General features: G+C 49.9%; 14 protein-coding genes and 1 pseudogene. 4 read left to right on the top strand and 11 right to left on the bottom strand.

Annotated elements, in window-relative coordinates:
* Positions 1-347 precede the first annotated feature (347 nt).
* From RW114_RS10110 to RW114_RS10095, 4 genes are read left to right on the top strand one after another with little or no spacing between them, the layout of a single operon-like run.
* Positions 348-848 (top strand): Csu type fimbrial protein, encoded by a 501-nt coding sequence (locus RW114_RS10110; protein WP_340122626.1) that lies wholly within the window; start codon positions 348-350, stop codon positions 846-848.
* A 5-nt stretch (positions 849-853) separates the two neighbouring features.
* Positions 854-1606 carry a fimbrial biogenesis chaperone gene (locus RW114_RS10105; protein WP_340122625.1) on the top strand — a complete coding sequence of 251 codons (753 nt, stop codon included), beginning with the start codon at positions 854-856 and terminating at the stop codon, positions 1604-1606.
* A 10-nt stretch (positions 1607-1616) separates the two neighbouring features.
* Positions 1617-3932, top strand: coding sequence for a fimbria/pilus outer membrane usher protein (locus RW114_RS10100; protein ID WP_340122624.1), 2316 nt, complete (start codon positions 1617-1619; stop codon positions 3930-3932).
* Complete coding sequence (locus RW114_RS10095; protein ID WP_340122623.1) at positions 3929-4477, top strand: Csu type fimbrial protein; 549 nt, start codon at positions 3929-3931, stop codon at positions 4475-4477. The genes RW114_RS10100 and RW114_RS10095 overlap by 4 nt, the downstream gene beginning before the upstream one ends.
* Before the next feature lie 185 nt (positions 4478-4662).
* On the opposite strand, the gene nirJ is transcribed toward RW114_RS10095, so the two are convergent.
* From nirJ to RW114_RS10040, 11 genes and pseudogenes are all read right to left on the bottom strand, one after another.
* Positions 4663-5802, bottom strand: a complete 1140-nt coding sequence (gene nirJ / locus RW114_RS10090; RefSeq protein ID WP_340122622.1) for a heme d1 biosynthesis radical SAM protein NirJ — start codon at positions 5800-5802, stop codon at positions 4663-4665.
* A gap of 10 nt (positions 5803-5812) precedes the next feature.
* Positions 5813-6304, bottom strand: coding sequence for a siroheme decarboxylase subunit beta (gene ahbB / locus RW114_RS10085; RefSeq protein ID WP_340122621.1), 492 nt, complete (start codon positions 6302-6304; stop codon positions 5813-5815).
* A gap of 2 nt (positions 6305-6306) precedes the next feature.
* Complete coding sequence (locus RW114_RS10080; RefSeq protein WP_340122620.1) at positions 6307-6750, bottom strand: Lrp/AsnC family transcriptional regulator; 444 nt, start codon at positions 6748-6750, stop codon at positions 6307-6309.
* Positions 6743-7234: a siroheme decarboxylase subunit beta gene (gene ahbB / locus RW114_RS10075; protein ID WP_340122619.1), complete on the bottom strand. Its 492-nt coding sequence runs from the start codon at positions 7232-7234 to the stop codon at positions 6743-6745. Before ahbB (RW114_RS10075) ends, RW114_RS10080 begins: the two co-directional genes overlap by 8 nt.
* The gene (locus RW114_RS10070; RefSeq protein WP_340122618.1) at positions 7227-7685 is read right to left on the bottom strand and encodes an Lrp/AsnC family transcriptional regulator; all 459 of its coding nucleotides are present in this window, start codon (positions 7683-7685) and stop codon (positions 7227-7229) included. The genes ahbB (RW114_RS10075) and RW114_RS10070 overlap by 8 nt, the downstream gene beginning before the upstream one ends.
* Positions 7686-7689: 4 nt before the next feature.
* Complete coding sequence (locus RW114_RS10065; protein WP_340122617.1) at positions 7690-8853, bottom strand: cytochrome D1 domain-containing protein; 1164 nt, start codon at positions 8851-8853, stop codon at positions 7690-7692.
* Between the two features lie 50 nt (positions 8854-8903).
* A complete protein-coding gene (locus tag RW114_RS10060; RefSeq protein ID WP_340122616.1) occupies positions 8904-9218 on the bottom strand; it encodes a c-type cytochrome in 315 nt (104 codons plus the stop codon).
* Between the two features lie 5 nt (positions 9219-9223).
* Positions 9224-9535 (bottom strand): c-type cytochrome, encoded by a 312-nt coding sequence (locus tag RW114_RS10055; protein WP_340122615.1) that lies wholly within the window; start codon positions 9533-9535, stop codon positions 9224-9226.
* A complete protein-coding gene (locus tag RW114_RS10050; protein ID WP_340122614.1) occupies positions 9535-11133 on the bottom strand; it encodes a cytochrome D1 domain-containing protein in 1599 nt (532 codons plus the stop codon). The genes RW114_RS10055 and RW114_RS10050 overlap by 1 nt, the downstream gene beginning before the upstream one ends.
* Positions 11134-11318: 185 nt before the next feature.
* Entirely contained in the window at positions 11319-12362 is a 1044-nt protein-coding gene (locus RW114_RS10045; protein ID WP_340122613.1) for an HDOD domain-containing protein, read from the bottom strand.
* Between the two features lie 65 nt (positions 12363-12427).
* A pseudogene (locus RW114_RS10040) lies at positions 12428-12552 on the bottom strand (IS1595 family transposase); the annotation flags it as partial.

Genomic DNA, 12552 nt, shown 5'->3' with positions numbered 1-12552 from the left:
GTTTAATAAGTATTTTCTATTGCGTTGCTCTAGGGAAGGGAGTGGGATAGTTTGGAGTTATTCGGCAGTTAGTCTCGTAACATTGATGGTCTGTCGTAGTTGCGGTGGATTGCCTAGACGTCCACTCTACAAATAATCCGCCTTACAGCACTGTGCGAATGAATTCTGTAATGCGGCGAGATATTTGGCGCAGGTATTATGTGCTTGTCCGAATTAGGTATTCGGTTAAGGTGACAGCACCAGGAAAGGCGATGGCTGGGCGGCTATAATTTGACATGAAATTAAAGGTGTTTATACTTAAAAATTGTAAGTCGATAATAATAATTATAACTAAATGGACGAACTCAATGAAACTTCTTAAAGTAGGAATTACTCTTGCTGTGGCCTTACTTGCTGCTAACGAACAAACGGCACAGGCTGCTACGGCAAGCACCACTTTTCAAGTTAGCGCAACAGTCACCAATGCCTGCATTGTTGTGGCAACGCCGCTTCTATTCGGCGTCTATGATCCTTCGGCAGCAGCTAATGATAAAACCAGCACGATTACTGTCACTTGTACGCTGGCTACGCCTTATAGCATCGGCCTGAATGCAGGGGTAGCTGCTGGCGCTACGGTAACGACCCGGCAGATGAAGCACGCGACATTAACCGACCTAATCGATTACAGTCTTTATAACGAGCTCACTCGTACTACCAACTGGGACGATACCGGTGGTGCGGGCGTGGTTGCAGTCGCCAGCGCTACGGGGCTCCCTGAAGTCCATACCGTATACGGCAGGATTGCTGCAGGCCAATATGTGACGGCGGGAACTTATGCCGATACGATTAATGTTACCGTCACCTATTGATGGTAATGGGCGGTATTCAAACCGGCCGTTCGGCAAATAGCTGGGCGTGCTTTATTCTGCTGCTGCAGTGCATCATCGCATGCCCAATCGCTGAAGCCGGGTCCTATGGGATTAACCCGGTCAAATTGACGCTTTCTGCGCAAAACCCCACGCAGATTATCACGGTACGTAACGACGGAGATCAAGCTGCGGTCATGCAGGTGGAATTAGCGGCCTGGTCGCAGGCGAATGACCAGGAGGTTTATACGCCGACCCGGGAGTTATTGGCGACCCCGCCTATTTTCACCTTGCCGGCCGGAGCCTCGCAAATCATCCGGATCGGGCTGCGTCGTGCGCCAGACAGGCAACGCGAACTGACTTACCGGATGTTTTTACAGGAAGTGCCGCCGCCTCCAAAAGCTGGCGCCGTGGGCTTACAAGTGGCCTTGCGCATCAGCGTGCCGGTATTCGTCGCGCCTCCTGATCCCGTCAAACCGGTTTTGCACTGGCAAGCCGTGCGCCTTGACGAGCACACGCTCAAAGTCGGGGTAAGCAATACCGGCAACGGCCATGATCATCTGTCAGCCTATAGCATTTATCGGACAGGCAGCGCCAAACCGATTCTGGCCCAGCAGCTTTTCGCTTACTTGCTCCCCGGTGCTATGCACTATTGGTTATTGCCCACAGATACTCTGCCTGATCCCGGCGAACACTTGCGTGTTTCGGCGACTACCGAGATCGGCGAAGTGAAAGCTGACATCGTTATGGATAAACCCTAGGCCTCAATGGATGAGGCGATTTTTTTGCCTGTTGTTTCTGATAAAACCCGTCATTGCCGAAACAGTTACCCCGATGCCCCTTGCGGCTGCCGCCAGTCAAGCAGGCATGCAGGAGTTGCTGCTGGCTGTCCATGTCAATCAACAGGATCTGCACGAAACCGCGCTGTTGCTGAAAAAGAACGGCGACTTACTGGCCGATGCTGCGGACATACGGCGATGGCGTCTATCATTGCCATCGAAACCGGCACTCTCTTATCAGGGGCATGATTACTATCCTTTGACAGCGCTTACCGGTATGTCCTACCGGATAGATGAGGCCAAACAAGCGCTGTTGATCGAAGTCAAACCCGAAGTTTTATCGCCTACCCGGCTGAGCGGTTCCGCTTTACAATTTTCCAAGCCCAATCCGTCTTCTCCGGGCGGATTTATCAATTACGATGTTTTTAGCCAATACACCCCGCAACGTTTTCGACTGGATAGTTTGGTGGAATTGGGTGCTTTCAACGGCTGGGGCGTAGGGACGAGTAATTTTTTAGCCCAGGATATAAACGATCAAGCCCGATTGATCCGTCTGGATAGCACCTGGACCATTGACAAGCCGGATCAGTTAACCAGTCTCAGGATAGGCGACTCAATCAGCAGTGCCGGTGCCTGGGGGAGGCCGGTGCGGTTCGGCGGCTTGCAGTGGGCGACAAATTTTCAGACTCAGCCCGGGTTTATAACCTTTCCGCTGCCGAGCATCGCAGGCGAGGCGGCGTTGCCTTCCGTCGTGGATGTCTACGTCGATAATAACCTGTTACTGAACCGTGAGGTGCAGCCGGGGCCGTTTACTGTCAACAATGTTCCGATGATTACCGGCTTGCGCGATATGCGCATGGTGGTACGCGATATGCTGGGCCGCGAACAAATCATCAGCCAGTCTTATTATGCGACCCCCAGTTTGCTGCAGAAAAATTTACAGGAATTTTCCTACGAGATCGGCCCGATCCGCAAAAACTACGGACTGAACAGTAACGATTACGGGCGCTGGTTCGCTGTGGGCACGCACCGCCGGGGTTTTAGCGATCACTTTAGTGGTGAGTTGCATACCGAACTGTTGCAGAATCAGCAAAATTTTGGCCTCGGCGGCGTTTTTTTATCGCCAACGGTAGGCGTTTTTGACGCCGCCATAGCAGGCAGTCATAGTCAGAAAGGCCCGGGGGCTTTGCTGTCTCTGGGTTTTCAACGACAAACTTCAGGCTTAAGTTTTGGCGGTCATGCGCAGTTAGCCAACAGCCAGTTCACCCAGCTCGGCTTAGCCCCGGATCGCCCTGCGCCCAAGTTGTTAGGTTCACTGCACCTGGGTTTTTCAACTTACGGTTACGGGAGCGTTAGTCTAAACCATATCTATCAGCAATATCGTGATCAGGGCAACGTCAACCTGATCAATGCAAATTATAATTTGACGCTGGGCAAGGATTGGTTTTTAAACCTTTCCGCATTCAATAGCCTGAACGATGCTAACAATAAAGGCGTCGCACTGGTGCTTAGCCATACTCTCGGGAAGCTGACCAGCGCCAGTGTCACGACGGGACTGCAGAATGATTCACCCAGTACGCTAATGCAGGTACAGCAGAATGTACCGCCGGGCAGTGGCTTGGGCTATCGGGTATTAGCCGGATATAATGAATCGGAGCGTGTCGAAGCCGGAGTTACCCTGCAAAACGATGTCGGTACTTACAATGTGGACGCCTCCCGGTTTCAGGGGCAAAACAATTTTCGCGGGAGCGCCAACGGAGGCCTGGCGATCATGGGGGGAGATGCGTTTTTTTCCCGCCGTATCAACAGCAGTTTTGCTGTCGTACAGGTCCCGGATTATCCCAATGTACACGTTTATGCGGAAAATCAACTGGTAGCGACGACCAACGCCTGGGGGAACGCGCTGGTGCCTGCGCTTAGACCTTATCAGGAAAACCACATTCGCATCGAACAGGCTGACCTGCCTCTGGATGCCCAAATCGATACCTTGGCCATCAATGCGGCGCCTTATTTTCGTAGCGGCTTTCTGCTGAAATTTCCGGTTCGGCGTTCGCGCGGTGCAACTCTGAAAATAATATTGGACAATGGCCAGCCGCTACCGACCGGCGCCACAGTGCAAATCATCGGGCAGCAGGAAGAGTTTCCTGTTGCCCTGCAAGGCAATGTCTATATCACCGGACTTGCACCGGACAATCATTTACGGGTACTCTGGCACGAGAAAAGCTGTCAGCTTGAGGTCTCTTTTCCTGAAACTGAAGAACCGCTGCCCGATCTGGGTACATTTACCTGTCATGGAGTCGCGCAATGAAACAATGTCGCAACAAGGTTCGCCCCAAAAATTGCAAGACATCGGGAAGAAATGGTTTTTTCAGTGTAACCGCAACCGGGCTGAGCTTTATTTTGCTATTGATGCCGACAACAGCGACAGCGCTCGGACTTAACTGTACCGTCTCCGCGACGGGGGTCGCCTTTGGCAATTATAATGCTACCAACAGTTCGCCGACTGACGCGGCCGGAAATGTTCGAGTTCGCTGTACGGTGCTCCTGGTCAGCGTTGGGGCGCAAACCAATATCAGTCTCGACACGGGCGGCAGCGGCTCGTTCGCTCCTCGAAAAATGTCCAGCGGAGCCAATCTGCTCAGTTACAATCTATACAAGGAGAACACCCATACCACGGTTTGGGGAGACGGCACCGGCGGTACCGGAATCTGGACAGATAATGCACTGATTGCGGTGCTTGGTACGAACATTGACCATACTATCTATGGCAGTATCCCGGCGGGTCAGTATGTGGCGGCGGGCAGTTACGCCGATACCATCACGGTAACAGTGGAGTATCACGAAGGAATTTAAGCGCGTATTTCCGGGTCAATGGCTAAGGCTATAGTCACGCAGGTTACGCTGTGCCCACCATTGAACGCCGGAAGAACTGTCATGACCTTAAGTCGAAAATAGTTATGATTGAAAATGCGGTGGGCACGAATTTATTCGCGCCCACCATATATAAGTTCTTAGCTTAACAGCTGTGACGGTATACCCTACATGGCTATTTCACTTTCGGTCAGATAACAGCCGGGATCTTCAGCCCAAAAATTCCCGGTGGTTTGCGCGGCCCTGACGCGGGTGTTGCCGTTGCAGATTTCTTGATAATGACAGCTTGCACAGCGTCCTTCGAGCGGTCTGGGATGTTGTTTCAAACCAGCCATCAACGGATCGGTCGTATCCAGCCATATTTCCGAAAACGGCCGTTCCTTGACATTGCCCAGCTCATAATGCCACCAGAAGGTATCGGGATGGACATTGCCCAGGTTGTCGATATTGGCGACATTAACGCCGGAGGCATTGCCGCCCCATTGTTCCAGTTTGGCTTGGATGTGTTCGACTTTGTCGGGGAAATTCCGCGCTACCCAGTGCAAAAAATAAACCGCGTCGGCATCGTTATTGCCGGTCACAAATTCCCGGTCTTTGCCTGCCTTGAGCCACTCATAGCTGGTGTCAAACAGCAAATCCATCGCGTCTCGGGTCATTGAAAAATGGGCGTCGTCTTTGCGGTTTTTATTGCCGCGGCCGCCGTAATTCAAATGCGACAAATAGAACTTGTCGATATCGTGGTCATCCATTAGCTGTAATAAGGCCGGAAAATCATGGGCATTATCCTGCGTTAAGGTAAAGCGCAAGCCGACTTTGATACCTTTTTCCAGACACAAATGAATGCCGTGCAAGGCTTGGTCGAATGAGCCTTTCACTCTCCGGAATTGGTCGTGAGTATCTTTGATGCCGTCCAGGCTAACGCCGATGTATTGGTAATTAATGGCGGCGATTTCGTCGATATTAGCCGCAGAAATTTTGGTGCCGTTAGTCGATAGCGCGACATAAAAGCCCATGTCCTTGGCGCGGCGGGAAATCGCGAAGATGTCGGGATGCAACAACGGTTCGCCGCCGGATAAAATCAGCACCGGCACTTTAAAGGCTTTCAGGTCGTCCATGACCGTATAGATTTCCGGTGTGCTTAATTCGTTGGGGAAATTAATATCGGTAGAGGTCGTGTAGCAATGTTTGCAAGTGAGATTGCAGCGGCGGATCAGGTTCCAGATAACGACCGGCGCTGCGGGTTTACGCGCCGGTTTTAAGGGTGTCGGCGTTATCAGTTCCCGCATGGTTTGGCTTAATCTAAACATAATGAGTTTCCTAGTCAGTTACGGGCCGATTACTTGTGCGGAAACCGGTTTTCTTCAGAATTTTGGTGCTGTATAACACGTCGCAGCCCAGATTAGAGTGGCCAAGCAGATCGGCAATCTGCTGAATCTGTTTGTCGACGTCTTGCTGGCTTTTGCCATGCACCATCGCAAACAGGTTATACGGCCATTCGGGCAAATGCCTGGGACGATGATAACAATGGCTGACAAATTCCAGACGCCCGACTTTTTGCCCCAGCTCGTCGATGACCTCATCAGGAATATTCCAGACGGTCATGCCGTTAAAACGATAGCCCAGTTTATAGTGGTTGGGTACTGCGCCGATACGGCGAATGCTACCGCTGTTTTGCATGGCTGTCAGTCGTAGCATCACATCATCGCTGGTCAGCCCGAGTTGTTCCGCAATAGCTTGATAGGGTTGGGGTGTTAACGGTAAACCGGCCTGGGTTGCCTGGATGATTTTGCGGTCTGTTTCGTCAAGCATGCTCAGGCTTCCAGTTTCAGGTTGACAAAATACTCTTGGTTTTTTGGCATGTTGTAGACGGTAAGGCCGGTTTGTTGCTCTATGGCGTTGATGGTTTGCTGGATTTGTTCGGGCGTTTCGGTGGCTATCACAAACCACATATTCAGCTCATGGTTGCGCGCGTAATTATGCGCAACTTCGGGAAAGGCGTTGATGATGTCGGTGATTTCATCGAAACGCTGTTCCGGCGCTTTAACGGCTGCCAGGGTTAAGGCGCCGCCCATTTGTTCGGCATTATACAAGGGGCCGAAGCGGGTGAGGGTGCCGTTATCCAGCATTGCTTTTAACCGGTTTATCAGTTCCTGTTCGAGCAACCCCAGTTGCATGGCAACTTGTCGATAAGGCGCGTCGCAGATTGGAAAACCGTCTTGCAGGGCGTTGATGATTTTCTTGTCTATGTCATCCATGAGTTACAGCCGTATTTTTATAAATAGCGCCGCGTTGTTTAAAACAGCGGTTGCTGAACAGGATTTCTTGGTCAAAACCGTCTAAGCCGCAAGCGTCAATGAGCTGTTCCAGTTGTTTCAAAACGGTGGCTCTGTCTTTGCCGTGAATCATGCAATACAGATTATACGGCCATTCAGGCTGTTTGGGGCGTTGATAACACAGGGTTACAAACGGAAACCGGCCGATATGTCCGCCCAGCTGTTTGATAAGATTGTCCGGTACATTCCAAACGACCATCGCATTGGCGCGGTAACCCAGTTGCCGGTGTTTGACGATAACGCCCATGCGTTTGATCAGGCCTTGCTGTTTAAGCCGAGTTAAACGTTCGATGACTTCGGTTTCGGGCATATCGCACAACCGCCCGATTTCGGCATAGGGTTTTGAGCAAACAGGCAGTCCCAGTTGAATATGTTCAAGCAGTTGACGATCTCTGGCTTCAATCATTGTTCAGATCCAGCTTAAAGCCCAAATCAATGAAAAAATCATCCAGCATCGGCAGCAGCATGGCTGGGTATGATGTTTCCTGCTCGATGGCATCAATCAAAGCATCTAAATGTTCTGCATCGGCAGCGATGACCACAAACCAGAGGTTAAACCGGTGTTCGCGTTCGTAGTTATGATTGACTTCGGGGTGGGCGCTGATTTTATCGGCAACTGTTTGCAGATGCTGTTCGGGCACGGCCATTGCGATCAGAGCGCTGACGCCGATATGATTGGGCGGAATAACCGGGCCGATGCGGCTGATGAAATTATTATCGTTAAGTTCGGTCAATGCCGATAAAACCTCGGCTTCGGTCACGCCCAACGCATCGGCGATGTCCTGATAAGGCCTGGGCGATAGCGGAAAATTGTGCTGATAGTCGTTTAGCAGCTGTTTGTGTAAGGTCGTCAACATGGGCTTATAAACCGATTTTATGCGCACGTGAGCTAAAGAAAATGCCGTTGGGTTTGTTGGCGGGCAGGCGGGTTATTTCTTGCAAGGTTTCCGTGTCATAAACCACCACTTGGTTATCGTCTCTTACCGCAACCCAGACTTGTTCGCCGCGCGGGGTGAATTCCATGTGCAAAACGGCTTTTCCTGGCGACAAGGTTTTGCTGAGAGACAAGTCTTTGACATCGATAATCTGTACTTGATTGTTATCGGGAAAAGCAAAGTTAACCCAGACTTGCCGCCCATCGGGCCTAGCCATCACAAAAACCGGTTGTCCTGCGACCGCTATGGTGTCATGCAGTTCCCAGGTGTTTTTGTCGATGACCAGGATTTTGTGTTGACCTATCGCGGGCGCAAACAAGTAGTCACCGGCTACCGCCCAGCCTTCAAGATGCGGCATTTTATAAACGGGGAGTTTTTCATCGTCTTTGCCGTAGTCGGGTAAGATGCGTTTGACTCCGGCATCGGTATTCCATAAATCCAGCAATGCCATTCCCGATTCGCCAAATAAGCCCGCTATATAATAGCGTCCGTCTGGTGAAACTAATGCGTCATAAGGTTGTTTGCCGATGTTTGGGAATTTTTTAATGATCGGCGCTTTAGGGTTTTTAAAGTCAGCCATCCAGATTTCACCGGCATCGAACAGGCTGAAGACAAAGCGTTGTCCGGGTGCGTCAACCAGGCCGACCACCTTGGAGCTAAGTCCTTCGCCGTAGCCCGCGGGAATATCGGCAACCAGTTCCAGCGTGTCTGATGAGAAAACTTTGATTCCACCGGGGGTATAGTTGGACACAGCGATTAATTTGCCGTCCTGGGAAATCGCCCCGCCGATGCTGTTGCCGGCCTGGATGATGCGCTTATCTATGCTGTCCTTGAGCATGTCGATTTTGGTCAAGCCGCCATCCCTGCCGAAAACATAGGCGTAACGTTGATCGCGGGAGAAAACTACGGATGCATGGGACAAGTCGCCCAGCTTTTCGATCTTGGCCAGGCGCTTATGCTCGGTGGTGTTAATGATCAGCGCATTGCCGTCTTCCCGTTCGATGACGATGCCCAGGTCGCCGGTAGCGCGCAGCTCTGCGATCGCATTGAAAGAGAATAGCAAGGTTAAAAGAGGTAGTAGCTTGTTCATAGCGGAAAATAAATGTCGCGAAAGGACACGAAGGTTTGTGAGATGTAAGGCTAAGGCTTGCGTAAAATCCCAAGCAACCAGGCGGCTTCATCATGACTGATAAACGGCTGCCAAGGCGGCATGGCGGTGCCTGGGCGTCCGTTAAGAATCGTCGCAACCAAAAACTCATCCGATTTTCCGTCCAGGCTGTCAGGCAACAACGCAGGCCCCATGCCGCCTTTTAAGGTTAAACCATGACACGCTCCGCAATCATGTTTGAGCATGTTGCGGAGCGTGATTTTCCTGTCCTGTGATGGTTCGCTGGCCAGGCTGGCGTTAGCGTAAATAGCTAGCATAACCCACATTAAAAGCAGCGATGTTTTCATGAATGTTATGGTTTTAACCTGGCATAGTAGGTTGCCACATTGCTAATGTCGCTGTCGCTTAACGAACCGGCAATGGCATTCATGATGTCGGATTTTCGGGTTTTGTCACGGTACTGTTTTAACGCCGATTTTAAATAGTCCGCATCGCGCCCGGCTAAAGGTGGGAAAGGCGCATCGGCTGAAGGGGTTTTAATGCCGTGACATTGCGAACAAACTGCCGCCGCTGTGGCATGACCTGCATAAAGGTTCGCCGCATTAACGCTGTGGGCGGATAACAGCCCCAGCATTAATGTGCTTGAAAGTGCCAGGAATTTCATTATTTTGCCCCTTTCATTTTGCTCGCGTTTTCAAATTCGTCAGGTGAAAGTCCGCGTGTCATGTATTTAACCCGGCCATGAGAGAAGATACCGGCTGGGCTTTCCATCGCAATTGAGGCCACTTTTTCTAAAGAGGTCGAATCGTAAACGACGACTTCGTCACCGCTGTAGCCTGCGCTGACATACAGGAATTTACCATCGGCGCTGTATTCAGGGAAATAGGCATGACCGCCTACATCCAACGTTTTAACCACTTCAAGGGTTTTCTTGTCGATTAGCTGAACGGTACGAGCACGTCTGTCCTTTGAAATAATATCCACGGCGACATAGGGCGCATTGGCATGGGCAGCAGGCGATTCGGTGCCGCCAGAGACAGGAATCTGTTTCACCACTTCCATTTTGTCCAGATCCCAGACGCTGACCACCATTTTGTCGCAATCGCCGAAGTTGGTGCCGAACCCTAAGGTGCGGCCGTCAACTTCAACAGCCGCGCCGCCGCCAACGTGGGGTACGCAACCGGCATCCAGTTTTTTGATGATTTTGCGCTCTTTTAAATCAATCGCGGTGACGATGCTGTCATCATAAGAGGCGACCATCAATTTGCTGCCGCCATGAGTTAAAAAGGCATCATGCAGATGGCGACCCACATTTTCGATTTTAGTGACTGGAAAGCCTTCTTTTAAATCGACTACCCAGACTTGACCGGTATTTTCCAGCGCGATGGCAAAAATATCGGCAAATGGCGTGCCGATGACCATGCCGGAATCGGAGCTGACCATTTTACCGTCAGGATCTATGCCTTCCAGTTCAAAGGTTTTTAGCGGTTCCAGGGTAGCGGCATCAAGAATGACAGCGTTGTGCGGTACGTAAGAACCGGCCATGATGTATTTGCCGTCGCGCGATACGCCAAGCCCCGGACCGTTGAAGCCGGTTTTAACGCTACGCACCACTTGCATGGAATATAAATCGACTTTAAATATTTCGGCGGTATCGTTTTTAACATAAGCCCAGCGCGGGTTAGCGGGGTCATAGTCGATGATGTGCGCGGCAGTGCCGGTAGCAATTTCGCCGATTTGTTGATGGGTAACGCTGTTGATGAACACCGCTTTTGAGCCTGCACCGCGCCCGTATTTTCCGCGTGCGGCCACACCGATAATATTGTCCATGCTGTCGATTTCATAGGTCGGCTTGGCTGGTAATGTGCTTTCATCTTTAATATAGACTTTTACTGATGTTTTAATGTCATCAATGGTCCAGGCCGGATTGGCAAGTTTTGGTGTGGTTTGTAGATGTTTAACCAAGCCGCGAATCTCGTCATCCGATAAGCGACCGAAGAACGGAGGCATCAATGTGTCGAAACTGCCGGCCATGATAATCGTGCGTAAAGCCGTAGGGCTGCGGCCTTTCAATGATTCTGAGTTTAATCCGGGGGCAATAAAACCGCCATAGTCTGAACCGTGGCAACTGGCACAATTGTCCTCGTATAATTTGTGCATGTCTTTGCCTGTATCGGAGGTCGCCTGCGCTCCAAGCGGCAAAATGATAGCGGCTAAGCCGATAAGGACTGATTTAGGTAGGCGTTTTTTTGTTGTTTTCATTATGTTGGGCTCCAATATAGTGTTGAATCAATATTATCGTGTATGGTTGAAAAGCTCAAGTTTGATTTTGATGGGTTATTAGTACTGGGTGTTAACCCGACAGAAAAAAATTCGTGTGAGTTGGGTTTGAAAATCAGGGTAAGCGCTGGATGGAGTGGTATTTTATGGAAAGACTGAGCATGATTTTAGCGCGAGAAAAAACTCATTGTTTCTGCAATTTGTTGTTTTTCATCATGCAGTATCTGTAGAGACATTTCCGGCGTTAAAGGTTGGTTTTCCAGTTTTTGAAAAGCAGGCAGGGTGATGAGTAACGGCAGTTCGGGTTTCTCGGGGGATGCCAGAAGATGATGGTATTTTGCTAATAATACAATGTCATTCAGGTTGATATCTTCAGTGGTGCTTGTAAACCAGTTTGTAGACTGTAAGGGGATTTGTCTTAATTTATCGGGAAATCCCCATTTCTCTAAAATAATAGAACCTATCTGTCCGTGAATTGCGTTTATACAAAGATCAATGTCTACCGGTTGATAAGTACCTTTCGGCAAGCTGTCAGCAAAAGTTAAAATGGGCAATATGCCGATGTTATGCAAAAGTCCTGCAAGTAGTGCTTCGTCAGGATCTGCTTTTTGAGTGAGTTGAGCTAGGGTATGGCTAATACTGGAAATTTTGATGCTCTGTAACCAGCTGTGTTGCATTAGTTTTTTTATTGACGGGTTTTTGCTTTTAATCAGGTTGTTCATGCTGAAAGCAGTGACCAGATTGCGTGTCGTCGTCAGTCCCAGACGGTTGATGGCATCAAAGCAAGTACTGATCGGACTCAATGGTCTGTATATAGGACTGTTGACGACCTGAATCAGTTTGGCGGAAATAACCGGGTCCAGATTAACGATTTTGACGATATCGGCAACCCCGCAATCCTGTTGTATGGCTTTACGCAGATTTAATGCAATATCAGGAAAGCTGGGGATTTGAAGTTCCCCTTGAATGAAATGCCGGTAAAAACGACTAAAAAACGGATTTTCTTTAAGGTGTTCCGGAATTTTTAATTCACTATTCAAAGAGGTAAGAGTGCTTTGGTTTTGTTGGAGTATAGTCTTGGAAAGATAGATCACGGTCACGGCTGATCCGGCAATCGCGGTAAAGTAATGTAGTTTGCCGGCGGACAGAGGATATAGTGCTTTAAAGGTTTGGGCGTTTATTTCAAGCCCTGAGCCATTATTTGCCTCCATAAATATTGTGCCTTTAACGATATATATTAATGACTCTATTTCGGTGCCCCGGTTAAAAATAATGGCTATGTCATCGTTAAATATTGAAAATTCCCCAGAGCAGCATTGAGTAGGGTTTCCGGCGTGAGTTGGCAGTGTTGTTCAAAAGCCCGTCGCCAGCCCAGGTAGTTTGGCAAGTATTTGGTAGCTA

The organism is Methylobacter svalbardensis, assembly GCF_037671525.1.
GTDB classification, from domain to species: Bacteria; Pseudomonadota; Gammaproteobacteria; order Methylococcales; family Methylomonadaceae; genus Methylobacter_A; species Methylobacter_A svalbardensis.
Note: the sequence above shows the minus strand (reverse complement) of the source record. Positions and strands in the feature narration are given on the sequence as shown.